General features: G+C 59.6%; 23 protein-coding genes. 11 read left to right on the top strand and 12 right to left on the bottom strand.

The genetic code is table 11. The features are described from left to right. Positions 1-2: 2 nt before the first annotated feature. Together lolB and BK662_RS18440 are read right to left on the bottom strand one after the other, a co-directional pair. Positions 3-620, bottom strand: a complete 618-nt coding sequence (gene lolB, locus BK662_RS18445) for a lipoprotein insertase outer membrane protein LolB (RefSeq protein ID WP_123359229.1) — start codon at positions 618-620, stop codon at positions 3-5. Positions 621-624: 4 nt separating this feature from the next. Beyond that, complete coding sequence (locus tag BK662_RS18440) at positions 625-2349, bottom strand: tetratricopeptide repeat protein (RefSeq protein WP_123359228.1); 1725 nt, start codon at positions 2347-2349, stop codon at positions 625-627. Positions 2350-2585: 236 nt separating this feature from the next. Between BK662_RS18440 and hemA the strand changes: the two genes are divergently transcribed. From hemA to BK662_RS18410, 6 genes are all read left to right on the top strand, one after another. After that, entirely contained in the window at positions 2586-3875 is a 1290-nt protein-coding gene (gene hemA, locus BK662_RS18435) for a glutamyl-tRNA reductase (protein WP_123359227.1), read from the top strand. Then, entirely contained in the window at positions 3872-4954 is a 1083-nt protein-coding gene (gene prfA, locus BK662_RS18430; RefSeq protein ID WP_123359226.1) for a peptide chain release factor 1, read from the top strand. The genes hemA and prfA overlap by 4 nt, the downstream gene beginning before the upstream one ends. After that, positions 4955-5785 (top strand): peptide chain release factor N(5)-glutamine methyltransferase, encoded by an 831-nt coding sequence (gene prmC, locus BK662_RS18425; RefSeq protein ID WP_123359225.1) that lies wholly within the window; start codon positions 4955-4957, stop codon positions 5783-5785. Beyond that, entirely contained in the window at positions 5779-6534 is a 756-nt protein-coding gene (locus tag BK662_RS18420; RefSeq protein WP_123359224.1) for a molybdopterin-synthase adenylyltransferase MoeB, read from the top strand. Before prmC ends, BK662_RS18420 begins: the two co-directional genes overlap by 7 nt. After that, positions 6527-7318, top strand: a complete 792-nt coding sequence (gene murI / locus BK662_RS18415; protein ID WP_123359223.1) for a glutamate racemase — start codon at positions 6527-6529, stop codon at positions 7316-7318. The genes BK662_RS18420 and murI overlap by 8 nt, the downstream gene beginning before the upstream one ends. Before the next feature lie 119 nt (positions 7319-7437). Further along, positions 7438-7956, top strand: a complete 519-nt coding sequence (locus tag BK662_RS18410; protein ID WP_123359222.1) for an acyloxyacyl hydrolase — start codon at positions 7438-7440, stop codon at positions 7954-7956. Between the two features lie 130 nt (positions 7957-8086). Here BK662_RS18410 and BK662_RS18405 read toward each other — a convergent pair whose 3' ends face one another. From BK662_RS18405 to BK662_RS18380, 6 genes are all read right to left on the bottom strand, one after another. Then, a complete protein-coding gene (locus BK662_RS18405; protein ID WP_123359221.1) occupies positions 8087-8392 on the bottom strand; it encodes a YkgJ family cysteine cluster protein in 306 nt (101 codons plus the stop codon). A 60-nt stretch (positions 8393-8452) separates the two neighbouring features. Next, positions 8453-9229 carry an SDR family NAD(P)-dependent oxidoreductase gene (locus BK662_RS18400; protein ID WP_123359220.1) on the bottom strand — a complete coding sequence of 259 codons (777 nt, stop codon included), beginning with the start codon at positions 9227-9229 and terminating at the stop codon, positions 8453-8455. A gap of 67 nt (positions 9230-9296) precedes the next feature. Continuing rightward, positions 9297-10745, bottom strand: a complete 1449-nt coding sequence (phrB, locus tag BK662_RS18395) for a deoxyribodipyrimidine photo-lyase (RefSeq protein ID WP_123359250.1) — start codon at positions 10743-10745, stop codon at positions 9297-9299. A gap of 33 nt (positions 10746-10778) precedes the next feature. After that, the gene (locus BK662_RS18390; RefSeq protein WP_123359219.1) at positions 10779-11720 is read right to left on the bottom strand and encodes a MerR family transcriptional regulator; all 942 of its coding nucleotides are present in this window, start codon (positions 11718-11720) and stop codon (positions 10779-10781) included. Next, on the bottom strand, positions 11720-12679 hold the full coding sequence (locus BK662_RS18385) for a YbgA family protein (RefSeq protein WP_123359218.1): 960 nt from the start codon (positions 12677-12679) through the stop codon (positions 11720-11722). The genes BK662_RS18390 and BK662_RS18385 overlap by 1 nt, the downstream gene beginning before the upstream one ends. Positions 12680-12833: 154 nt before the next feature. After that, positions 12834-13820, bottom strand: coding sequence for an NAD(P)/FAD-dependent oxidoreductase (locus BK662_RS18380; RefSeq protein ID WP_123359217.1), 987 nt, complete (start codon positions 13818-13820; stop codon positions 12834-12836). Positions 13821-14016: 196 nt separating this feature from the next. On the opposite strand from BK662_RS18380, the gene BK662_RS18375 reads away from it, so the two are divergent. Beyond that, the gene (locus BK662_RS18375) at positions 14017-14925 is read left to right on the top strand and encodes a TIGR01777 family oxidoreductase (RefSeq protein ID WP_123359216.1); all 909 of its coding nucleotides are present in this window, start codon (positions 14017-14019) and stop codon (positions 14923-14925) included. 8 nt (positions 14926-14933) lie between these two features. Continuing rightward, positions 14934-15959, top strand: a complete 1026-nt coding sequence (gene hemH / locus BK662_RS18370; protein WP_123359215.1) for a ferrochelatase — start codon at positions 14934-14936, stop codon at positions 15957-15959. A gap of 161 nt (positions 15960-16120) precedes the next feature. Here hemH and BK662_RS18365 read toward each other — a convergent pair whose 3' ends face one another. Next, positions 16121-17395, bottom strand: a complete 1275-nt coding sequence (locus BK662_RS18365) for a uracil-xanthine permease family protein (protein ID WP_123359214.1) — start codon at positions 17393-17395, stop codon at positions 16121-16123. 2 nt (positions 17396-17397) lie between these two features. Further along, positions 17398-18036 (bottom strand): uracil phosphoribosyltransferase, encoded by a 639-nt coding sequence (upp, locus tag BK662_RS18360; RefSeq protein WP_123359213.1) that lies wholly within the window; start codon positions 18034-18036, stop codon positions 17398-17400. A 176-nt stretch (positions 18037-18212) separates the two neighbouring features. On the opposite strand from upp, the gene BK662_RS18355 reads away from it, so the two are divergent. Further along, positions 18213-18770: a hypoxanthine-guanine phosphoribosyltransferase gene (locus BK662_RS18355; protein WP_123359212.1), complete on the top strand. Its 558-nt coding sequence runs from the start codon at positions 18213-18215 to the stop codon at positions 18768-18770. Positions 18771-18872: 102 nt separating this feature from the next. On the opposite strand, the gene dauA is transcribed toward BK662_RS18355, so the two are convergent. Further along, positions 18873-20594 (bottom strand): C4-dicarboxylic acid transporter DauA, encoded by a 1722-nt coding sequence (gene dauA / locus BK662_RS18350; protein ID WP_123359211.1) that lies wholly within the window; start codon positions 20592-20594, stop codon positions 18873-18875. 151 nt (positions 20595-20745) lie between these two features. On the opposite strand from dauA, the gene BK662_RS18345 reads away from it, so the two are divergent. Further along, positions 20746-21231 (top strand): hypothetical protein, encoded by a 486-nt coding sequence (locus BK662_RS18345; RefSeq protein ID WP_123359210.1) that lies wholly within the window; start codon positions 20746-20748, stop codon positions 21229-21231. Between the two features lie 63 nt (positions 21232-21294). Then, positions 21295-21582: a PA4642 family protein gene (locus tag BK662_RS18340; RefSeq protein WP_123359209.1), complete on the top strand. Its 288-nt coding sequence runs from the start codon at positions 21295-21297 to the stop codon at positions 21580-21582. 155 nt (positions 21583-21737) lie between these two features. On the opposite strand, the gene mqo is transcribed toward BK662_RS18340, so the two are convergent. Next, positions 21738-23246 carry a malate dehydrogenase (quinone) gene (gene mqo, locus BK662_RS18335; protein ID WP_123359208.1) on the bottom strand — a complete coding sequence of 503 codons (1509 nt, stop codon included), beginning with the start codon at positions 23244-23246 and terminating at the stop codon, positions 21738-21740. Between the last annotated feature and the right edge of the window lie 162 nt (positions 23247-23408).

The following is a 23408-nucleotide window of genomic DNA, read 5'->3' as shown; positions in this document are numbered from 1 at the left end:
GTTCATTGCCCCAGTTTGCGTGGTTGCCATTCCTTGATCACCAGCGTGACATCAAGGTCGGTGCCGTGCAGTTTGATCCGCTCGGGCAGCCAGTAGCCGTTTTGCTCGGCATAACTGAGGTACTCGACCTGCCAGCCATCCTGTTCGAGATTGGCCAGGCGGCTATCGACATCGAGGGTCAGGCGACTTTTGCTGTCCGGGGCCGGGAGCCCGCGAACCCACCATGCCAGATGGGATACGGGCAATTTCCAGCCCAGTTGTTCTTCAACCAGGACTTCCGGAGTCTGCGCGTCATAGCGGCCCTGATTAGCCACTTCCAGAGAGACTTTGCCCGGGCGACCGGTCAAGCGGGCCGCGCCACGACCCAGCGGGCCGGAAAGGCGGATGTCGTAGTAATCCTGGCGTTGCAGCCAGAACAACGTGCCGCTACCCGAATCTTTTGGCGCGCGGATGCCGATTTTGCCGTTGATCTGCCAGCCGTCGAGGCTGGTCAGTTGCTGTTTGTGCTCGCGCCATTGGGCCGGGTTGCCTTGACCCTGGACCGATTCGCGGGCGCCGAAGCCCGCGCAACCGGCGAGCAGGGCGATGAAGCTGAAAACAATGATGTGGCGCAAAAACATAATCTTAAAGAGTCTCTGATCCGGTCAGGCGCTTGATGGTGCCGCGCAGGGTAGGGCTGTCGGGCTGTTCCTTGAGGAACTTGCTCCAGATTTGCTTGGCTTCGCGTTGTTTGCCGTTGGCCCACAAGACTTCGCCCAGGTGAGCGGCGACTTCCTGATCGGGGAAGCGCTCCAGCGCCTGGCGCAAATACCGCTCGGCTTCATCGAGGTTACCCAGGCGGAAATTGACCCATCCGAGGCTGTCGAGGACGGCCGGGTCTTCCGGGTTGAGCTGGTGCGCCTGCTCGATCAAGGCCTTGGCTTCGGCGTAGCGTGTGGTGCGGTCGGACAGGGTGTAGCCGAGAGCGTTCAACGCCATTGCATTGTTCGGGTCACGCTTGATGATCAGTCGCAGATCTTTTTCCATCTGCGCCAGGTCATTGCGTTTTTCTGCCAGCATGGCCCGGGTATACAGCAGATTCAGATCGTCGGGGTATTGCTGCAGGGCTTGCTGCAAGATTTTCCAGGCCTTGTCACCCTGTTTGTTGGCGGACAAGGTTTCGGCTTCGATCAGGTACAACTGGATTGCGTAATCGGGTTGCTCGCCGCGCTGGGCTGCCAGACGGCTTTGGGCTTCGGCGGTCTTGCCATTGCCCATCAGAATATCGGCCTGACGCAATTGCGCCGGCAGGTAATCGTTGCCCGCCCCGACCTGGGCGTATTCGATCAATGCGCCCTGCGGGTCGTTACGCTCTTCAGCAATGCGCCCCAGGTTCAGGTGTGCCGAGTCGACATGGCTTTCCCGAGCGATCAAATCTTCCAGGTAACCTTTGGCCTCGTCCCACGCCTTGGCTTCCAGGCAAACCAGCGCCAGGGAGTAACGCAGTTCGTCGTCTTCGGGGTATTGCTGCACCAGGCTCGAGAATTCGACCTTGGCGTCGTCCATGCGGTCCTGCTCAACCAGCATGCGCGCATAGGTCAGGCGCAGGCGTTTGTCGTCCGGGTATTTCTTGATGCTTTTTTGCAGCAGCGGCAGGGCTTCATCGCCACGGCTGAGGCCTTGCAGGAGGCGCGCGCGCAGCAGGATCGGCGCTATTTCGCCCTCCTCCGGCGGGTTGTCTTCGAGCAGGGTCAGGGCTCCCTTGGCATCGCCGTCCTGTTGCATCAGCAAGGCCTTGCCGAAAATCAGCTGGTTGTTGTGCGGATGGCGCTGCAACAAGCGGTCAAAACCTTTCATCAGACCGTTGCGCGTGTCCTGGTCGGTATCGGCCGCGGACAGGGCGAGGAAGTCGAAGTGCGTGTCGCCTTTGCCTTGCAGGACTTTCTCCATATAGACCATGGAGTCGTCGTAACGCCCGGCGCGGGCAAGTTGCACGGCAGCCGCCCGTTGCGCCTCGAGATCGTCCGGGGCGTTTTTGGCCCAGACCAGTGCGGTATCGAGGGCAGCCTGATCGGCACCCAGATACTCGGCAATGCGAAATGCCCGCTCGGAGATGCCCGGATCCTGGGTATTGATGGCCTGGGTCACGTAGTTGTCCAGGGCAATGTCGTAACGATTGCGCTGGCCAGCCAGTTCGGCGCTCAACAGGCTGAAGACGGTTTCTTCACTGAACGAGCTGTAAACCTTGGGCTTTTCAGGGGCCGGAGTGCTGTCTTCGACCGGCGGCGTACCGTCCGACGAAACGGGTGCCAAGGCCTGGCAGCCGCTGAGGAAGACAAAAGCGAGGAGCAACGCGGAAGATCTATTCATATAGGAAAAAGGACGACTAACCTGCGGTCGGATCATCATGACACAAGCCTTCGGCCAAACATAACCGGCCGGCCAATTTACCCGCGCGGGCAATCCCCGCGGGCCCGGCGTCCTTGTAAACGAGAACGGATCGCAGCCTTTGGCCGCTCTTACAGGAGCGATAGATATCGAGTGGTTGTTCTGGCTCTGTCGAAGTAGGACAATTGTCGGCTTCACGTCACCATCAGCGACCTTGAATGGCCTTCCTTGCACTCGGTATTAACCACAAGACTGCTTCAGTAGACGTCCGCGAGCGCGTGGCCTTTACCCCTGAGCAGCTGGTTGAGGCCTTGCAGCAGCTCTGCCGACTCACCGACAGCCGCGAAGCTGCGATCCTCTCCACCTGCAATCGCAGTGAACTGTATATAGAACAGGATCACCTTTCGGCTGACATCATATTGCGCTGGCTGGCCGATTATCATCATTTGAGCCTCGATGAGCTGCGCGCGAGCGCTTACGTGCATGAAGATGATGCGGCAGTTCGTCACATGATGCGGGTTGCCTCCGGGCTCGATTCGCTGGTGTTGGGTGAACCGCAGATTCTCGGTCAGATGAAATCAGCCTACGCAGTCGCTCGCGAGGCCGGCACCATCGGTCCGCTGCTCGGGCGACTGTTCCAGGCCACGTTCAATGCGGCCAAACAGGTGCGAACCGACACCGCCATCGGCGAAAACCCGGTATCGGTGGCGTTTGCCGCGGTCAGCCTGGCGAAACAGATTTTCAGTGATTTGCAACGCAGCCAGGCTTTGCTGATCGGCGCGGGCGAAACCATCACCCTGGTCGCCCGCCATCTGCATGAGCTGGGTGTGAAGCGAATCGTGGTCGCCAACCGCACCCTGGAGCGCGCGAGCATTCTGGCCGAGCAGTTCGGTGCCCACGCAGTGCTGCTCTCGGACATCCCGGCAGAACTGGTGCGCAGCGACATCGTCATCAGTTCCACCGCCAGCCAGTTGCCGATTCTCGGTAAAGGTGCGGTGGAAAGTGCCTTGAAATTGCGCAAGCACAAGCCGATTTTCATGGTGGATATCGCCGTCCCTCGGGATATCGAGCCGGAAGTCGGCGAGTTGGACGACGTTTACCTGTATAGCGTCGACGATCTCCACGAAGTGGTCGCCGAAAACCTCAAGAGCCGTCAGGGCGCAGCCCAGGCCGCCGAAGAGATGGTGTCGATCGGTGCCGAAGATTTCATGGTTCGCCTGCGCGAACTGGCGGCGGTGGATGTGCTCAAGGCCTATCGTCAACAAAGCGAGCGCATGCGCGACGAAGAATTGCAGAAAGCCCAGCGCATGCTCGCCAATGGCAGCAGCGCCGAAGACGTGCTGGTGCAACTGGCCCGTGGCCTGACCAACAAACTCTTGCATGCTCCGAGTGTGCAATTGAAAAAGCTCTCTGCCGAAGGTCGCCTCGATGCGCTGGCCATGGCCCAGGAACTCTTTGCCCTCGGTGAGGGCTCATCGGATAGCTTTTCGGATAAAAAACCGCAATGAAAGCGTCACTGCTCAATAAGCTGGACATCCTCCAGGACCGTTTCGAGGAATTGACCGCCCTGCTTGGCGACGGCGAGGTCATTTCCGATCAGAACAAATTCCGCACCTATTCCAAGGAATATGCGGAAGTCGAGCCGATCGTTGGCACCTATAAACAGCTGCTTAAAGTGCAGGGCGATCTCGAAGGGGCTCAGGCGCTGCTCAAGGACAGCGACCCGGACATGCGTGAAATGGCCGTGGAAGAAGTCCGCGAAGCCAAAGAGCAACTGATCGAAATCGAAGCCCAACTGCAACGTATGCTGCTGCCCAAAGATCCCAACGACGGACGTAACGTATTCCTCGAAATCCGTGCCGGTACCGGCGGTGACGAAGCAGCGATTTTCTCCGGCGATCTGTTCCGCATGTATTCGCGTTACGCCGAACGGCGTGGCTGGCGGGTAGAGATTCTCTCGGAGAACGAAGGCGAACACGGCGGCTATAAAGAAGTCATTGCCCGGGTCGAAGGCGAGAACGTTTACGGCAAGCTGAAGTTCGAATCCGGCGCGCACCGCGTACAACGGGTACCGGCCACTGAATCCCAGGGCCGCATCCACACCTCGGCTTGCACCGTGGCCGTGCTGCCCGAGCCGGACGAGCAGGAAGCGATCGAGATCAACCCGGCGGATCTGCGGGTCGATACCTATCGATCCTCCGGTGCCGGTGGTCAGCACGTCAACAAGACCGACTCGGCGATTCGTATCACGCACTTGCCGTCCGGTATTGTCGTCGAGTGCCAGGAAGAACGTTCCCAGCACAAGAACCGCGCCCGCGCGATGTCCTGGTTGTCGGCCAAGCTTAACGACCAACAGACCAGTGCAGCGGCCAATGCCATCGCCAGCGAGCGTAAATTGCTGGTAGGTTCCGGTGACCGTTCCGAGCGGATCCGCACCTATAACTTTGCCCAGGGCCGGGTCACCGACCACCGGGTCAACCTGACGCTGTATTCGCTCGACGAAATTCTCGCCGGTGGCGTGGATGCGGTGATCGAACCGCTGCTGGCCGAGTTCCAGGCCGACCAATTGGCAGCGATAGGTGAGTAAATGACGATCATTGCCAGTTTGTTGCGCGCCGCTGATTTGCCCGACTCGCCCACCGCGCGTCTGGATGCCGAATTACTGCTGGCGGCTGCCTTGGGCAAGTCCCGCAGTTTTCTGCACACCTGGCCTGAGCGCATCGTTCCGAGCGAAGCGGCACTGAAGTTTGCCGAGTACCTGCAGCGCCGTCGTAGCGGTGAGCCGGTGGCCTACATTCTGGGGCAGCAAGGCTTCTGGAAACTCGATCTGGAAGTCGCACCTCACACGCTGATTCCGCGCCCCGACACCGAATTGCTGGTAGAGACCGCGCTGGAACTGTTGCCGGCCACACACGCCTTGGTGCTCGATTTGGGCACCGGCAGTGGCGCCATCGCCCTGGCCCTGGCCAGCGAACGTCCGGCCTGGAAAGTCACCGCCGTAGATCGCGTGCTGGAAGCCGTGGCCCTGGCCGAGCGCAATCGCCAGCGCCTGCACCTGAACAACGCCACAGTGCTGAGCAGCCATTGGTTCAGCGCTTTGGAAGGCCAGCGCTTTCAATTGATCATCAGCAATCCGCCCTACATCGCTTCTACCGATCCGCATCTGGCGGAGGGCGATGTGCGCTTCGAACCGGCCAGTGCTTTGGTCGCTGGCGTCGATGGGCTCGACGATTTGCGTCTGATCGTCGATCAGGCACCGGATCATCTTGAGGCAGGTGGCTGGTTGATGCTCGAACATGGTTACGATCAAGCCGAGGCCGTGCGCGATTTGCTGCTGACCCGCGGTTTTGAAGAGGTCCACAGCCGCGCCGATCTGGGCGGTCACGAACGCATCAGTCTGGGGCGCTTGCCGTGCTGAATGATCAGGAATTACTGCGCTATAGCCGGCAGATTCTGCTGCAACACGTCGACATCGACGGCCAGTTACGGCTCAAACAAAGCCGCGTGCTGATTGTCGGCCTCGGCGGTCTCGGATCACCGGTTGCGCTGTACCTGGCGGCGGCCGGTATCGGTGAGTTGCATCTGGCGGACTTCGACACGGTTGACCTGACCAATCTGCAACGCCAGATCGTTCACGACACCGACAGCGTCGGCCTGAGCAAGGTCGATTCGGCGATCCGTCGCCTGACCGCGATCAATCCCGAGATTCAGCTGATTGCCCATCGCACCGCCCTGGATGAAGATTCCCTGGCGGCGGCAGTTGCGGCGGTGGATCTGGTGCTGGACTGTTCCGATAATTTTTCCACCCGCGAAGCGGTCAACGCCGCATGTGTGGCTGCGCGCAAACCGCTGGTCAGCGGTGCGGCGATTCGGCTGGAAGGGCAATTGTCGGTCTTCGACTCCCGTCGTCCGGAAAGCCCGTGCTACCACTGCTTATACGGGCACGGCAGCGAAGCCGAGCTGACCTGCAGCGAGGCCGGCGTACTGGGTCCGCTGGTGGGCCTGGTCGGTAGCCTGCAAGCCCTCGAAGCGCTGAAATTGCTGGTGGGTTTCGGTGAACCGCTGGTGGGGCGCCTGTTATTGATCGATGCCTTGGGCACGCGCTTCCGTGAATTGCGGGTCAAGCGCGATCCGGGCTGCAGCGTCTGCGGGTCAAGCCATGCGTGAAGCGCCGATTGCTGTATTCGATTCCGGCGTCGGTGGGCTCTCTGTGCTGGCCGAGATCCAGCAGTTGCTGCCCAACGAGTCTCTGTTGTACCTCGGCGATTGCGGGAATATCCCCTACGGTGAGAAATCACCGGCATTCATCAGTCAGCGTTGCAGTGTCATGGCGCAGTTCTTTCAGCAGCAGGGCGCCAAGGCGCTGGTGCTCGCTTGCAACACCGCGACCGTCGCAGGTGTTGCGGACTTGCGGCGCGATTTCCCCGAGTGGCCCATCGTCGGCATGGAGCCCGCGGTCAAGCCGGCTGCTGCGGCGACGCGCAGCGGTGTAGTTGGCGTACTCGCCACCACCGGCACATTACAGAGTGCCAAGTTCGCCGCCTTGCTCGACCGTTTCGCCGCCGATGTGCGAGTCATCACTCAGCCATGCCCCGGGTTGGTGGAGCTGATTGAAAATGGCGATTTGCACAGCGAGGCATTGCGTCAGCTGCTGCAAGGGTATGTCGACCCGCTGCTGGCTGCGGGTGCAGACACGATCATTCTTGGCTGCACGCATTATCCCTTTCTAAAGCCGCTGCTTAAGCAGATGATTCCCCAGAGCATCAGCCTGATCGATACCGGTGCCGCTGTGGCACGGCAGCTTCAACGATTGTTGGCCGAGCGTGAGTTGCTGGCCGAGGGACCTGCTCGCGCCGCCCGATTCTGGTCGAGTGCGGATCCGGAGCATTTCAGAAATATCTTGCCGGTTTTGTGGCATTCGACGGGTGTTGTGCAAAGCTTCGACTTGTAGATAAAAAAAGAGATGACACGAATAATTGAGCTGAACTTCTGATCAAGCTTCAACTTCTATAGCTTTGTCGTTGGGCAGCATAAAAACCATACGAAATTGTTCGGAAAAGGATGTTTCTAATGAAGCGACTATTCTGCTTGGCCGCGATTGCGACCGCATTGATGGGGCACAGTTTTACCGCGCAGGCAGCAGGGGTGGAGTTCGGGGTCGGCCAGACCAGCGATTCGACCATGACTTACCGATTGGGGATGCAATTCGATTGGGACAAAAGCTGGCTTCAGAGTGACATCGGTCGCTTGACCGGCTACTGGAGCGGCGCTTACACCTACTGGGAGGGCGACAAAACATCAAGCAATCACAGTTTGTCATTCTCGCCGGTGCTGGTGTACGAGTTTGCCGGTCAGACCATCAAGCCCTACGTTGAAGCCGGTATCGGCATCGCGGTGTTTGCCAACACCGAAGTCGAAGACAACAAACTGGGTAGTGCCTTTCAGTTCGAAGACCGTTTCGGGTTTGGTCTGCGCTTTAACGGCGGACATGAAGTCGGGATTCGCGCCACGCACTATTCCAATGGCGGGATCAGCAGCCCGAACGATGGCGTAGAGAGTTACTCACTGCATTACACGATGCCGTTGTAAGCAGTCCGCACAAGTCAATGTGGGAGCGAGCCTGCTCGCGATTGCGGTTTAATGGTCAACATTGATGTTGAATGTTACTCCGTCATCGCGAGCAGGCTCGCTCCCACATTGGTATCGGGTGATCTGGCCGTCACCGATACGCCGTCGCAATCCCCTGGCGTTCGGTGATGCATTCCGATGCACCCATTTCGAACTCCCGGCAGATCAGCGGACGCTTTTCGTAGATGGTGCACATCATGCTGTTGCGATCCAGCGCGGCGCACCAGCCGTCATCCAGTCGCAGCATGACTTCCCCACCCCAATCATCGGTATCGATAAAACGCTCGGGCACACCGGTGTCGGTGATCAACATGACTTCAAGCTGACAGCAGCAAGCTGCGCAGGTCGAGCAGGTGACCGCAGGTTCGGCGATTTGCGTGTGGGGAATGGTTTTCATGGTGCGCAGTGTAAGGCAGTGGGCCCATGCTGTGTGAAAGGCCTGACGGACGCTCAGGCTTTACGGCAGATCCTCGATCGGCGGATTGTTTTGCTCCATGCCCTTGCCGATTTTCAGTCCCGTCTTGCCCGGCTTCTGCGGCAGAGGCCAAAGGACAGGCATGAGCAGTTCCGGTAAGGGGAGCTCCAGTGGACGATGCTTGAGCATGTCGAAGAGGTATCGCGCAGCGTTGTCCGCCGACCAGTTGAGGTGTTGTGGAGCGTCGTTGCTCAGGGGGATATCGATAAGTCCTGGGCTGACTATGGTCATTTCGATGTTTTCCGGCGCCACGTCGATGCGCAAGGACTCGAAAAGGTGACGCAACCCGGGCTTTGAATCGCCATAGGCTTCGGCCCGTGGCAGGGGCAGATAGGTCACCGAGCTGGCCATGCCCACCAGATGCGGCGCAGTGCCCGCCTGCAGCAGGGGCCGGGCAGCTTCAATGCAATAGCTGCTGGCAAGCAGGTTGGTACGTACGATGTGCTCGATGATTGACGAGTCGAACTGATTGGCGTCGACGTATTCGCAGGTGCCTGCGTTGAGGATCATGGTGTCCAGAGAACCCCATTCCTTGGCAATCTGCTCGCCGATTTCGCGCACCCGTTGGCCGTTGGTCAAATCACCCGCGACCACCAGCACCTGCCCGGGATAACGCTGAGACAGGGCGTTCAATGGCGCCAATGAGCGGGAGCTGACCGCCAGATGGGCGCCGGCTTTCAGTATTTCTTCGGCCAGCGCGGCACCAATACCGTTGCTGGCGCCGGTCAACCAGTAGCGCCTTGGAGGTGTACGACTCATCCCAATCCCCTTTTTTACCAGATAACTTCCTGATTCAGTTCCGTGTTCATAACGTAAAGCTGTGGCATCAAAGTAATTCCGGGGGTGATAAACCCTGTCGGGATGGCAGGTTCTTGAACGCAGCCAGGGCCCGTTCCCGGGAAGAGCTCAGGTTGACGATCGGCAATGGATAATCGCTTACGCCGAATAATCCGTCGAGTCTCGCGGGAGTGTGCAAGTCTTTTTTGCTCATTTCATTGATCTGCGGCAACCAATGCTTGATGAAAACCCCTTCGGCGTCGAACTTTTCCGACTGGCTCAGCGGGTTGAAAATCCGGAAGTAGGGCGCCGAATCGGTGCCGGTGGACGAACTCCACTGCCAGCCACCGTTGTTCGCCGCCAGATCGCCGTCAATCAGATGCCGCATGAAGAAACGCTCGCCTTCACGCCAGTCGATCAGCAGGTTTTTGGTCAGGAACATTGCCACGACCATGCGCAAACGGTTGTGCATCCAGCCGGTCTCCAGCAACTGGCGCATGGCGGCATCAATGATCGGCAGGCCGGTACGGCCTTGTTGCCAGGCCTTGAGGTCTTGCGGGGCGTCACGCCAGGCGAGGGCTTCGGTTTCCGGGCGAAAGGCGCGGTGCCGGGAGACCCGTGGGTAGCCCACCAGAATGTGTTTGTAGAATTCGCGCCACAGCAACTCGTTGATCCAGGTGACGGCACCGACTTTGCCGCTTTCGAATTCCCCCTGATTGCTTTGCAATGCGGCGTGCAGACACTGACGAGGGGAGATGACCCCGGCAGTGAGATAGGCCGAGAGCTGGCTGGTGCCGGGTTTTGCCGGGAAATCGCGCTCGCTGTGGTAGTAGTCGATCTGCGCGTCGGTAAAAGTATCGAGGCGGCGTCGGGCTTCAGCTTCGCCGGCTGGCCAGAGAGCACGCAAACTGTCGCTGGGCGTGTCGAAACCCTCGACACGAGAGGGCGGTTCGTCGCTGGCGATACCCAGCGGCGCCTGAATGGTGGGGGCGGTAACCAGTCTCGGTAATGATGCGTGCAAACGTTCGTAGCAGACCTTGCGGAACTGGCTGAAGACCTGGAAATAAGTGCCGGTTCTGGTCAGCACGGTGCCGGGCTTGAGCAGCAATTGATCGAGGTAGCGGTAAAAGTCGATGCCTTGGGCTTTCAGGGCTTGGGCCACCGCGGCATCACGACGGGTTTCATGAATGCCGTATTCCTCATTGGCGTGTACTGCATCGATCTTCAATTGCTGGCACAACTCGAGCAGGACCTTCGGTGCCTCATCCCAGCGGGACGCGTTGCGAATCAGCAGCGGGATGTTCAGGGCGCCCAGCGCATGACGTAATTCGCTCAGGTTGCGCAGCCAGAAATCCACTTTGCACGGCGCGTCGTCATGCGCCAGCCATTGCTGCGGACTCAGCAAATACACCGCCACACTCGGGCCCCGCGCTGCGGCGGCCGAGAGGGCGGTGTTGTCATGTAGACGCAAGTCGCTGCGCAGCCAGATCAATTGCATGGTGGTATCCGCGCGATCCATTAAAAATCCGATTTAAATGAGCCCACGCTGAATCAGGCCCTGATGGGCCGACAACGGGTCTTCGGCCAGGGACAAGTCAGCAATGGCGGCGGTTCTTGTGGATAACTCGGTGTGGTGAATACGCACCGTTGATCCGGCAATCATTTTTGGGCAGCGGACGCCATTCAAAAGTTTCGTCAGCTGCGAAAGATTCATGGCTTTGCTGGAATACAGCACTACGCCGCGGGCTTGCAGGTGATCGACCGCCAGCGCAAGTTCGCCAGCGGGAAGCGGCCAGTCGAAGACTTCCACCGGGCAATCGACGCTGCTGATCAGCCAGGCCATGAGCCAAAGATAAGGCTCCAGCGGCAGGTCGGAGTGATTGATCAGTAGCAGCGGCGCGGTGCGTAACTGACGGTTGTTATGGTAGATCCTCGCGCCGAATTTGCTGCGCAACCAGGAATAAACAAACACCCGCTCCATCTGCGCGCCGAACTGGCCTTGCCAGCGTTGTTCCAGTTCCGCCAGCAACGGCATCAACAATTTTTCACACAAGGTGCGTGGTGGATACAGCGCCATCGCCTGATTCACCGTGTCATCGAGGGTGCGTTCGGCCAGCTGAGTGACCGCTTGCAGCAGTGTCTGGCGCAGCACCAGCCAATCGTTCCCGACGGGGTCGGTAAGCCCCTGAGGCGTGTCGAGCAGTTGTTTGACCTGGCTGACAGCCACGCCGCGATTGAGCCAGGTGAGGATCGTCAGGATCCGTTGAACGTGTTCGGCACAGAACAGCCGATGTCCCTTGGGCGTACGCTGAGGCACGATCAACCCATAGCGCCGTTCCCAGGCGCGCAAGGTGACGGCATTGACCCCGGTCTGCCGGGCCACTTCACGAATGGGCAGCCAACCAGCGTCCAAGGCCTTCTTGAAGTCGTTGCCAAGGTCTTCGCTGGCGCTGGTGTCCGGTGGATTCTTCATTAAATCGCGTTTCGCAGGCTGAGGTTTTCCGGATGCGGTTGCAGGTAAACCTGTTGCGCAATGTATGGATCCGGGTGTTGGCGAAAGTAGTGTTTGAGCAGCGTCAATGGCACCACCAGCGGCACGATTCCCTGGCGATACTGGCCGATGACGTGCTGCACTTCCTGTTTGTCTTCAGGGCTGATGACTTGTTTGAGATAGCCGCTGAGGTGCTGCAGCACGTTGGTGTGGGTGCGGCGTGTGGCGCATTTTTTCAGGGCCGCCATCAGCTCGCTGAAATAGCGCGGGCCGAGCTCTTCGAGATCGGACTGGCCCATGTTGCCCAGCAAGTTGCCCAGGGTTTTGTATTGCACCGTGTTGTGGGCCATCAACAGGTATTTGTAGCGCGAGTGAAAGTCAGTGAGGCTGCGCCGGGTCAGGCCTGTGTGCAGCAACTGCTGCCAGGCGCTGTAGGCGAACACGCGGGTGAGGAAGTTTTCCCGCAGCACCGGGTCGTTGAGGCGGCCGTCTTCTTCCACCGGTAGATCAGGGTGCAGCGCACAGAAGGCTTGGGCGTAGATACCACGGCTACCGCCGTCCACTGGCGCGCCGTTGGCGTGGTAGACCTTGACCCGTTCAAGCCCGCACGAAGGGGATTTCTGCATGAAGATATAGCCGCAGATCTCGCCCAGCTCCACTGCCATTTTTTGACCATAGTCGGCCAGCGGCTGGGTGACGTTGATCTCAGGGTGGACAGTGCCGACAGCCTCCGGGTGTTCGGGGTTGCCGACCAGGCGGATCGGTTCGCGAGGGATACCCAGGCCAATGGCGACTTCCGGGCACACCGGGACGAAATCGAAATAATCGGTGAGGGTAATGCTGCACAGCCGCGATGCTTTGTGCCCGCCGTTGTAACGCACTTCGGCTCCCATCAGGCAGGCGCTGATGGCAATTTTGGGTTTCATGGCTGTAGGGGGCATCGGAGCGCCTCGAATCCAGACCTGTACAGATTATTAGGTCTGTACAACATGACTTCATCATAGATTCAAAGGTGTACAAGTCAAATTTTTTGTATAGGTTTTTGCGAGGCTGCTGCCCATGTCGACAGCAGCAATGGGCTGGACTTGATTCAATTCACTGCAGGTGTTCGTGCAGCCGGCGGGCTGCTTCCTGACCACTGAGCCAGGCACCTTCGACACGGCCAGACAGGCACCAGTCACCGCACACATACAGGCCCAGATCGGCATCGGCCAGGGCACCCCATTCATGGTTGCTGGCCGGCCGGGCGTACAGCCAGCGGTGAGCGAGGCTGAAGGTCGGAGCAGGCATGGCATCGTGCAGCAGTTCGGCAAAGGCACCGTGCAATTGCTCGATCACCGCTTCCTTGGGCAGGTCGATATGCTGCCGGCTCCAGGCACTGGTAGCGTGCAGCACCCATGTGTCGAGGGTGGTGTCGCGTCCCGGCTTGCTGCGGTTGCGCGCCAGCCAGTCGAGAGGACTGTCCTGCACGAAGCAACCTTCGATGGTGGTTTCCAATGGCGTGTCGAACGCCAGGGCGACGGCCCAGGTCGGCTCCATTTTTACCCCTGCGGCGGCTCCGGCGAGCTTCGGCGCGGCCGCCAGCAGTGCGGTCGCCTGAGGGGCGGGCGTGGCGATGACGACATGGCTGAACGGGCCGTGAGTGAAACCCTCGGCGTCTTGCAGGTGCCAGTGTTCTTCACCGCGATAGACCTCGGTGATGCGGCAAGCGAAATGCACTTCCAGATCACCGAGCAGGCCGCGCGTGATCGCGCTCATGCGTGGTGTGCCGACCCAGCGTGTCTGTTCGTCCGGCGAAGGCCTGAGCTGGCCGCCGTGGAAGGTATAGAGCTGCGGCGTCCACACGGCGACCCAGCCATTGGCTTGCCAGCGCTGGACTTCGGTGACAAAGCGGCGGTCGCGGGCAGTGAAATATTGCGCGCCCATGTCCAGAGCACCCGCATCGCTGCGCTTGCTCGACATGCGTCCGCCACTGCCGCGGCTTTTATCGAAAAGTTGAACGACATGCCCGGCCTCCGTAAGGGCCTGGGCGGCTGAGAGTCCGGCGATGCCGGTGCCGATGATTGCGATAGGTACAGTCATAGGGGCCTCGTTTACCTTTCTGTACAGACTACGCCGTGGTTCAAACCTGTACAATATTGTTTTTTGGTATAACTTTTAGCGTTCTCGTTCTGACAGCTTGGCCTATTGTTAAGCACAGAGCCTGCCCGATACCAAAGATCCCTGCTTATAAAAATAGACTAGTGATCAGGGTAAAACGCCACGCGAGGAAGATGTCATGCACATATTGCTGACCGGCGGTACTGGTTTGATAGGACGTCAACTCTGCCAACACTGGTTGGGTCAGGGACATCGCCTGACAGTCTGGAGTCGCACGCCTGCAAAAGTTGCCCAGGTCTGTGGCACTCAGGTTCGTGGAATCGCACGGCTTGAGGACCTGGGTCAAGAACCGGTGGATGCCATTATCAACCTCGCGGGCGCACCGATTGCCGATCGGCTCTGGACTCATAAACGCAAAGCCTTGTTGTGGAGTAGCCGGATCACCCTGACCGAAACCCTGCTGGCCTGGCTCGAAAGCCGCGAGCAGAAACCGCAGGTATTGATTTCTGGCTCCGCGATCGGTTGGTACGGCGACGGTGGTGAGCGGGAGTTGACTGAAGATTCGCCACCGGTCATTGATGATTTCGCCAGCCAGTTGTGCGTCGCCTGGGAGGAAACCGCGCAGCGCGCCGAAGCCTTGGGCATACGCGTGATCCTCATTCGTACCGGGTTGGTGCTGTCCGCCGAGGGCGGCTTTTTGTCGCGGCTGTTGTTGCCGTTCAAACTGGGGCTGGGCGGGCCGCTCGGCAATGGTCGGCAGTGGATGTCGTGGATTCATATCAAGGATCAAATCGCCCTGATTGATTTTCTTCTGCACCGCAACGAGGCCAGCGGTCCATATAATGCCTGCGCGCCCAAGCCGGTGCGCAATCGCGAATTCGCCCAAACGTTGGGTAGCGTGTTGCATCGTCCGGCGTTCATGCCGATGCCAACCCTCGTGTTGAAGGTGGGCCTGGGCGAGTTGTCATTGTTGCTGCTGGGTGGCCAGAAGGCCATGCCGGCTCGCTTGCTGGAAGCGGGCTTCACTTTCCAGTTCACTGATTTGCGCGCGGCGTTGGACGATCTGTCCAGCCGCCTTAAGAAATAGGACGTTGCATGACCGATCACGCGTTGCTTCTGGTCAATCTGGGTTCACCCGCTTCCACCTCGGTGGCGGATGTGCGCAGCTACCTCAATCAATTTCTGATGGATCCGTATGTGATCGACCTGCCGTGGCCGGTGCGGCGTTTGCTGGTGTCGTTGATTCTGATCAAGCGCCCGGAACAATCGGCTCACGCTTACGCATCGATCTGGTGGGCGGACGGCTCGCCACTGGTGGTGCTCAGCCGTCGTCTGCAACGGGCCATGACCGCGCAGTGGACCCACGGCCCGGTGGAACTGGCGATGCGCTACGGCGAGCCATCCATTGAGTCGACGCTGGTCCGTCTGGCGGCTCAGGGTCACAAAAAAATCACCCTGGCGCCGCTCTATCCGCAGTTCGCCGACAGCACCGTGACCACGGTAGTCGAGGAAGCCAAACGGGTGGTACGGGAGAAGAAACTCGACGTGCAGTTCTCGATTCTCCAGCCGTTCTATGATCAGCCGGAGTACCTCGATGCCCTGGTGGCCAGCGCTACGCCATATTTGCAGCAGGATTACGATCACCTGCTGCTGAGCTTTCATGGTTTGCCGGAGCGGCACCTGACCAAGATCGATCCCACCGGTCACCATTGCTTTAAAAGCGAAAATTGCTGTCAGAACGCTTCACCGGAAGTATTAGCCACCTGCTACCGCGCTCAATGCCTGCGCACTGCGTCCGAGTTTGCCCGGCTCTTGGGTCTGCCGGACGGCAAGTGGTCGGTGTCGTTCCAGTCGCGTCTGGGCCGGGCCAAGTGGATCGAGCCCTACACCGAAGCGCGCCTCGATGAGTTGGCCAAAAGCGGCGTGAAGAAGGTCCTGGTGATGTGCCCGGCGTTCGTCGCCGATTGCATCGAAACCCTGGAAGAGATCGGTGATCGCGGGAAGGAGCAATTTCGCGAAGCGGGAGGGGAGGAGTTGGTGCTGGTGCCGTGTCTCAACGGTGATCCGCAATGGGCCAAGGCGTTGAACGCATTGTGTGAACGAGCGCCGTTGGCGTTGTAAGAACACACCTTGAAGTGAAGGCGGGCTTGTTGTGGCGAGGGAGCTTGCTCCCGCTGGGTCGCGAAGCGGCCCCAAAATCTCTGCAGTCGATGGAAGATTTTGTGAGTGCTGCGCACTCAAGCGGGAGCAAGCTCCCTCGCCACAGGGGATTGAGTCGCCTGTTACAACAACGGCTCATCCGCCTGCTTGTGCTTCCAGCTGTCATGACCCGGCAGCAACAGGTTCAGCGCAATCGCCACCACCGCGCACAGCGCGATGCCTTTGAGGCCGAAATCGTCCGGGCCGGTGCCGGTGCCGACCAGCACGCCGCCAATCCCGAACACCAGCGTCACCGAAACAATCACCAGATTACGTGCTTCGCCCAGGTCGATCTTGTGGCGAATCATTGTGTTCATCCCCACCGCAGCAATCGAACCGAACAACAGGCACAGAATCCCGCCCATCACCGGCACCGGGATGCTTTGCAGCAGGGCGCCGAACTTGCCGATGAACGCCAGGCTGATCGCGAAGATCGCCGCCCAGGTCATGATTTTCGGGTTGTAGTTTTTGGTCAGCATCACCGCGCCAGTCACTTCGGCGTAGGTGGTGTTGGGCGGGCCGCCAAACAGACCGGCTGCGGTGGTGGCAATGCCATCGCCGAGCAAGGTGCGATGCAGGCCGGGCTTTTTCAGGTAATCGCGACCGGTCACGCTACCGACCGCGATCACGCCGCCGATGTGCTCGATGGCCGGGGCCAGGGCAACCGGAACGATGAACAGAATCGCCTGCCAGTTGAATTCCGGCGCCGTGAAGTGTGGAATCGCGAACCACGGTGCAGCAGCAATCTTCGCGGTGTCGACCACCCCGAAATAGAACGCCATGGCAAAACCCACCAGCACGCCGGAGATGATCGGCACCAGGCGGAAAATGCCTTTGCCGAACACCGCAACAATCAGGGTGGTCAGCAGCGCCGGCATCGAGATCAACATCGCCGTCTGGTAAGGGATCAGCTCGGTGCCGTCGCCGGCCTTGCCCATCGCCATATTCGCCGCGATCGGCGCCATGGCCAGACCGATAGAAATAATCACTGGGCCAATCACCACCGGCGGCAATAGACGGTCGATGAACCCGGTGCCTTTGATCTTCACGGCAAGGCCGAGGAAGGTGTAGACGAAACCGGCAGCCATCACACCGCCCATGGTCGCCGCCAGGCCAAACTGGCCCTTGGCGAGAATGATCGGTGTGATGAAGGCAAAGCTCGACGCCAGGAACACCGGCACCTGACGCCCGGTGACGATCTGGAACAGAATCGTCCCCAAACCTGCAGTGAACAGCGCCACGTTAGGGTCGAGGCCGGTAATCAACGGCATCAACACCAGTGCGCCAAAGGCCACGAACAGCATCTGCGCACCCGAGAGCACTGTGCGCCAGAGCGGATCGTTGAACTCTTGCTGCATGCTCAAGCGTCCTTCTGCTTGGTGCCGAAGATCTTGTCACCGGCATCGCCCAAGCCTGGGATGATGTAACCGTGTTCGTTCAGTTTCTGGTCAATGGAGGCGGTGTAGATGGTCACGTCCGGGTGAGCCTTCCCCACCGCGGCGATGCCTTCAGGGGCAGCCACCAGGACCATCGCGCGGATGTCCTTGCAACCGGCCTTTTTCAGCAGGTCGATGGTGGCGACCATGGAACTGCCGGTGGCGAGCATCGGGTCGATGATCATCGCCAGACGTTCGTCGATTTCCGGCACCAGTTTTTCCAGGTAGGTGTGGGCCTGCAGGGTTTGTTCGTTGCGGGCCACGCCCACGGCGCTGACTTTGGCACCGGGGATCAGGCTCAGCACGCCTTCGAGCATGCCGATACCGGCTCGCAGGATCGGCACCACGGTAATTTTCTTGCCGGCGATTTTCTCCACCGACACCGTGCCGCACCAGCCTTCGATGTCGTAGCTTTCCAGCGGCAGGTCTTTGGTGGCTTCATAGGTCAGCAAGGCACCGACTTCCTGAGCGAGCTCACGGAAATTCTTCGTGCTAATGTCGGCGCGGCGCATAAGGCCAAGTTTATGACGGATCAGCGGATGGCGGATCTCGAGGATGGGCATGGGAAAGGCTCCGGCGGCGGGCAAAAAAACCGGCCTAGATTAATCTATCCGAGGGTGTTGTCCTATAGACATACAGAACGTTAGTCCACAAACGCTTGATCTGGCCGTGCGGGATGCGTACCTTTGCCCGCTTTTCCTCACTTAGTCCCCCCGTTACCACCCCCCAGGAGAGCGCCATGTCCGCTGATCTCGAGCATATCCGTCAAATCATGCGAGAGGCTGACTGCCTGTACACCGAAGCTGAAGTCGAGGCGGCCATCGCCCGCGTCGGTGCACAAATCAACGATCAGCTGGCTGAACGCAACCCGGTGGTGTTCTGCGTGATGAACGGCGGGCTGATTTTCTCCGGCAAGCTGCTGACGCATCTGAACTTCCCGCTGGAAGCGTCCTATCTGCACGCCACCCGTTATCGCAACGAAACCAGCGGCGGCGACCTGTTCTGGAAAGCCAAGCCGGAAGTCTCGTTCATCGACCGTGACGTACTGATCATCGACGACATCCTCGATGAAGGTCACACCCTGGGCGCGATCATCGACTTCTGCAAACACGCCGGCGCCCGCGCCGTGCATACCGCCGTGCTGATCGACAAGGACCACGAACGTAAGGCTCGCCCCGACCTGAAAGCCGATTTCGTCGGCCTGCCGTGCATCGACCGTTACATCTTCGGTTACGGCATGGACTACAAAGGCTACTGGCGTAACGCCAACGGGATCTTTGCCGTTAAAGGCATGTAAACAGGATGACTGTCTGGGGGGGCGATCGGCCGCCAGGCACGTTGAGGCTTGAATGCAAGGCCTCACATCGGGATGCGTGCGCAGTTTGTCTGAACTGCGCGCTCAGCCCTGTCCGGCGAGCCAGCGTTCGCTTTTGCGTCGAGCCTGTTCCAGATTATTCACGTAGGCCAACTGTCGCTGTTCCCGATGGATGCCCGCGCGCCTGAGTTTCAGGCGTACCCGTGGAGCGGTTCCGACCAGAATCAGGCCGATGCCGTCGGTGCGGTAATCCCTGAGGATATTGTCGAAGGCCGCCAACGCCGTCATGTCCAGCATGGGCACGGCACTCATCTCGACAATCACCACTTTGACCTCCGGGCTGAATTTGCGCAGTACGCCCAGGGCTTTTTCCGCAGCGCCGAAAAACAGCGGCCCGCGTATCGCATAGCAACGCACATGCTCCGGCATATCCTGTAAGGCTTGATGGAACTCGCGAGGCAGTTCGGCGGTGTCCGTGAGGTCGCTCATGCGTTTGATGAACAACCCGGCGGCCAGCAGCAGGCCGACGGCGACGGCCAGCACCATGTCGAACAGCACCGTCAGGCTCAGGCAGGTCAACAAGACCAGCACATCGCTGCGCGGTGCGATGCGCAAGGTATGCACGACGTGCCGGGCTTCGCTCATGTTCCACGCCACCATCACCAGCAATGCCGCCAGCGCCGCCATCGGCAAGTAGCTGAACAGGGGCGCGAGGGCAAGTATCGCCAGCAACACCACCGCACTGTGGATAATCGCCGCCAATGGCGAAAACGCTCCGCTGCGCACGTTGGTGGCGCTGCGGGCGATTGCCGCGGTGGCGGTAATGCCGCCGAACAGCGGTGCGACCAGATTGCCCAGGCCTTGACCCAGAAGTTCGGCGTTAGGGTCGTGTTTGCTGCCCGTCATGCCGTCGGCCACCACGGCGCACAACAACGATTCGATGGCACCGAGCATGGCGATGGCAAAGGCTGGCGCCATTAATTGGCGGATCAGGTCGTAAGACAGGTGCAGCGGCTGGCCGTAGGGCCCCGGCAGATTCCACGGCCAGTCGAAGCTCGGCAGAAACGGCGGAATGCCGGGATGGCTGACACCATCGACGATATAGCTGAAGCGTTCCCCCAGCGTCGCAATCGGTAACCCGCCGCGTTCCAGTGCCAGCCCCAGCAATGCGCCGACGGCCAGCGCCACCAGGTGCCCCGGAATCCTCGGCACAAAGCGCGGCCAGACGATCAGCACCGCCAGGCACATCACACCGATGATCCCGTCTCCCAGGCGAGCGCTGGGTAACGCCTGGAGCAGCCCAGCCAATTGCTCGATGTAATGTTCGGCATGCCCGGTGGTACTCAGGCCCAGCAAATCCTTTAATTGAAGGGTGGCGATGACAATGCCTATCCCGGCGGTAAAGCCCAGAGTGACTGGATAAGGGATGTACTGAATCAGCCGTCCGGCCCGAATCAGCCCCAAGGCAATCAGGATTGCCCCGGCAAGCATGGTGCAGAGCAGCAGACCACCCAGACCATATTGTTGGGTGATCGGCAGCAGTATCACCACGAATGCGGCTGTTGGCCCGCTGACATTGAAGCGCGAGCCTCCCGTCAGGGCGATCAGCGGGGCGGCGATCAGCACCGTATACAGACCTTGCTGGGGCGCTACCCCCACCGCAATCGCCAGGGCCATGGCCAGAGGGATGGCGATAATCCCGACCGTCACCCCGGCACTGATATCGCCGCGCAAGCGTCTGAGGCTATAACCTGCGCGCCAGGTCTGACGCCAGGCGGCGAATAACGGAGGCATGGAGAATGACATGGGTACTCCACAATAGAGGATGCACTGTCGAAATGGGGCTGAAAGCTCTTTCAGTATGCCCAGCCTTGTCTTCCAGAGTATTGACCGGGATCGGTTATTCGCCGGGTAGATCCTCATGCTAGAGTGCTCGGCCCCGCCCCCGGAGCCATCCATGAGCCTTTTGATCCGCAGCTGCGCCGCCCTGTTGCTGACCGTCAGCCTGCCCCTGGCCGCCGCCCCGTCGCCGATGCACGCGCAGTTTTTGCCCCCGGACGACCTGACCCTGCGTGACGCCGAACCCGAGCAGCAGCAACTGTTGCAGATCACCGAGTATTCGGTGGTGATCGGTAGCCAGCGCCAGTCCAACCAACAGCCGATCCCAGTCACATCGCCATTGCTGATCCGCCTCAAGGGCAAATCCTTGAACAAGGGCGCAACCATCGGCCAGGTGCTGGTCAACTTCGATGGCGAAAGCAAAAGCCTGAAAAAGCCGATCTACGACGAAAAAAGCAAAACCTTGACCCTCTATTACCCGCTGGCCCAATACCGGGTGGTGATCGACCTGTTGCGCAATGACACGGTGTATTGCCAGTTCCTCAGCTACGCCAACGGCCATATCTGGGCCGATCTGCACACAGGTAGCGTTCGTGCGCGTTGAGCCTGGCGCCTGCGCAGGGGTAAACTGCCCGCCCTGTGAAATGTCTGCGAGCTGGAGTCGGCAATGCGTAAAGATAAGAAGCAAGTGATTGGTGACGAGATCGGCGATGCGCAGATCAAGCTGTTCCTCGATTTCGAGCCGGTCGACGCCACTTCACCGTCGCTGCACAAACTGATCAAGGCGTACCGTGGCCTGCGCATTGATGACTTCGAGCGTTTTCTGACGTTCTTTGTTGAAGCCGGCCTGGACCTGGATGGCAAGGATGAGCACGGCAATGACTTCGTTGCCCTGATCAAGGATCAGCGCAACGCCGCCGAGTACATCGAGCTGATCAACAAGGCCCGCGGTTAAGATCAAAAGATCGCAGCCTCGCTACGCTCGACAGCTCCTACAAATAGTTCGCTCATACCTGTAGGAGCTGTCGAGCGTAGCGAGGCTGCGATCTTTTCAGCGGCACATAAAAAAGCCCCGCCCTCAATGAGGACGGGGCGTTTTTTTAGGCCGAATCAAGCGTAGCTTTCAGTCTCGTTACTGGCTTCAACCAGTTCCAGCGCGACGTTGTTGTGCGCATTGATCTTGCGATACAGCGCAGCGTCGGTTTCCAGAACTTTTTCCCGAGCCGGGAAGATTTCCGCCAGTTTGGCAGCCCATTCACCGGACGCTTTGTTCGGGAAGCATTTTTCGATCAGCTCAAGCATGATCGAAACAGTCACCGAAGCGCCTGGGGACGCGCCGAGCAGGGCGGCAAGGGAACCGTCCTTGGCCGCGACCAGTTCGGTACCGAACTGCAGGACGCCGCCTTTCTTCGGATCTTTCTTGATGATCTGCACCCGTTGGCCGGCCACTTCCAGGCGCCAGTCCTCGGCTTTTGCCTGTGGATAAAAGCGACGCAGGGATTCCAGGCGCTGCTCCATCGACTGCATCACTTCGCTGACCAGGTACTTGGTCAGGTCCATGTTGTTTTTGGCCACGGCCAGCATCGGGCCGATGTTGCCGGCGCGGACCGACATCGGCAGGTCCATGAATGAACCGTGCTTGAGGAACTTGGTGGTGAAACCGGCGTAAGGCCCGAACAGCAGGGACTTCTTGCCATCGACCACGCGGGTGTCCAGGTGCGGCACGGACATCGGTGGCGAACCTACCGCGGCCTGGCTGTAGACCTTGGCCTGGTGGTGCTTGACCACTTCCGGGTTGTCGCAACGCAGCCATTGGCCGCTGATCGGGAAACCGCCGAAGCCTTTGCTTTCTTCGATGCCCGACGCTTGCAACAGTGGCAGTGCAGCACCGCCGGCGCCAAGGAACACGAACTTCGCATCGACGTCACGGGTGTTACCGCTGTTGACGTCCTTGATGCTGACAGTCCAGCCACCGTTGTTACGCTTCAGGCCCGTCACACGCTTGCAGTACTTGACCTGGGCATCAGGTGCGCTGGTCAGGTGCTTGAGCAATTGGTTGGTCAGGGCGCCGAAGTTGACGTCGGTGCCGTTCATCACGCGGGTGGCGGCGACGACTTCGTCAGCCGGGCGACCCGGCATCATCAACGGCATCCACTCGGCCATGGTGGCCTTGTCTTCGGTGTATTCCATGTCCGAGAAGGCGTGGTGCTTGCTCAGCGTCTTGAAACGTTCCTTGAGGAAGGAGACGCCGTCGTCGCCCTGCACGAAGCTCAGGTGCGGCACCGGGGTGATGAACGACTTGCACGAGCCGAACGTGCCTTTCTTGGTCAGGTAGGACCAGAACTGCTTCGACACCTCGAACTGGGTGTTGATATGCACGGCTTTCTTGATGTCGACGGTGCCGTCGGCGGCCTGTGGCGTGTAGTTCAGCTCACACAGCCCGGCGTGACCGGTACCGGCGTTGTTCCACGGATTGGAACTCTCCGCGGCACCGGAATCCATCAGCTCGACGACTTCCAGCTTGATCGCGGGGTCGAGCTCTTTGAGCAGCACAGCAAGGGTGGCACTCATGATGCCGGCCCCAACCAGTACTACGTCGACTGCTTCGTTATGCGCCATTTAACGCGTCTCCAAAATCTGCAGCACCAAATTGTCGGCATAGCTGCCAGGAGTGACGGGGCGTATCAGTGATGCCCCAGGTACCCATGGCCAGGATCGCCATGTCCGAATCTTCGCAATTTTTTGCAACTTCGACGGATGCATGCGGCCTGGCCTCAAGAG

It is taken from the genome of Pseudomonas frederiksbergensis (assembly GCF_003732275.1).
Classification (GTDB): Bacteria; Pseudomonadota; Gammaproteobacteria; order Pseudomonadales; family Pseudomonadaceae; genus Aquipseudomonas; species Aquipseudomonas frederiksbergensis_H.
Note: the sequence above shows the minus strand (reverse complement) of the source record. Positions and strands in the feature narration are given on the sequence as shown.

Coding starts and splice junctions, on each gene's coding strand:
- lolB (WP_123359229.1), bottom strand. CDS start 620: ATGTTTTTGCGCCACATCATTGTTTTCAGCTTCATCGCCCTGCTCGCC.
- BK662_RS18440 (WP_123359228.1), bottom strand. CDS start 2,349: ATGAATAGATCTTCCGCGTTGCTCCTCGCTTTTGTCTTCCTCAGCGGC.
- hemA (WP_123359227.1), top strand. CDS start 2,586: ATGGCCTTCCTTGCACTCGGTATTAACCACAAGACTGCTTCAGTAGAC.
- prfA (WP_123359226.1), top strand. CDS start 3,872: ATGAAAGCGTCACTGCTCAATAAGCTGGACATCCTCCAGGACCGTTTC.
- prmC (WP_123359225.1), top strand. CDS start 4,955: ATGACGATCATTGCCAGTTTGTTGCGCGCCGCTGATTTGCCCGACTCG.
- murI (WP_123359223.1), top strand. CDS start 6,527: ATGCGTGAAGCGCCGATTGCTGTATTCGATTCCGGCGTCGGTGGGCTC.
- BK662_RS18410 (WP_123359222.1), top strand. CDS start 7,438: ATGAAGCGACTATTCTGCTTGGCCGCGATTGCGACCGCATTGATGGGG.
- BK662_RS18405 (WP_123359221.1), bottom strand. CDS start 8,392: ATGAAAACCATTCCCCACACGCAAATCGCCGAACCTGCGGTCACCTGC.
- BK662_RS18400 (WP_123359220.1), bottom strand. CDS start 9,229: ATGAGTCGTACACCTCCAAGGCGCTACTGGTTGACCGGCGCCAGCAAC.
- phrB (WP_123359250.1), bottom strand. CDS start 10,745: ATGCAATTGATCTGGCTGCGCAGCGACTTGCGTCTACATGACAACACC.
- BK662_RS18390 (WP_123359219.1), bottom strand. CDS start 11,720: ATGAAGAATCCACCGGACACCAGCGCCAGCGAAGACCTTGGCAACGAC.
- BK662_RS18385 (WP_123359218.1), bottom strand. CDS start 12,679: ATGCCCCCTACAGCCATGAAACCCAAAATTGCCATCAGCGCCTGCCTG.
- BK662_RS18380 (WP_123359217.1), bottom strand. CDS start 13,820: ATGACTGTACCTATCGCAATCATCGGCACCGGCATCGCCGGACTCTCA.
- BK662_RS18375 (WP_123359216.1), top strand. CDS start 14,017: ATGCACATATTGCTGACCGGCGGTACTGGTTTGATAGGACGTCAACTC.
- hemH (WP_123359215.1), top strand. CDS start 14,934: ATGACCGATCACGCGTTGCTTCTGGTCAATCTGGGTTCACCCGCTTCC.
- BK662_RS18365 (WP_123359214.1), bottom strand. CDS start 17,395: ATGCAGCAAGAGTTCAACGATCCGCTCTGGCGCACAGTGCTCTCGGGT.
- upp (WP_123359213.1), bottom strand. CDS start 18,036: ATGCCCATCCTCGAGATCCGCCATCCGCTGATCCGTCATAAACTTGGC.
- BK662_RS18355 (WP_123359212.1), top strand. CDS start 18,213: ATGTCCGCTGATCTCGAGCATATCCGTCAAATCATGCGAGAGGCTGAC.
- dauA (WP_123359211.1), bottom strand. CDS start 20,594: ATGTCATTCTCCATGCCTCCGTTATTCGCCGCCTGGCGTCAGACCTGG.
- BK662_RS18345 (WP_123359210.1), top strand. CDS start 20,746: ATGAGCCTTTTGATCCGCAGCTGCGCCGCCCTGTTGCTGACCGTCAGC.
- BK662_RS18340 (WP_123359209.1), top strand. CDS start 21,295: ATGCGTAAAGATAAGAAGCAAGTGATTGGTGACGAGATCGGCGATGCG.
- mqo (WP_123359208.1), bottom strand. CDS start 23,246: ATGGCGCATAACGAAGCAGTCGACGTAGTACTGGTTGGGGCCGGCATC.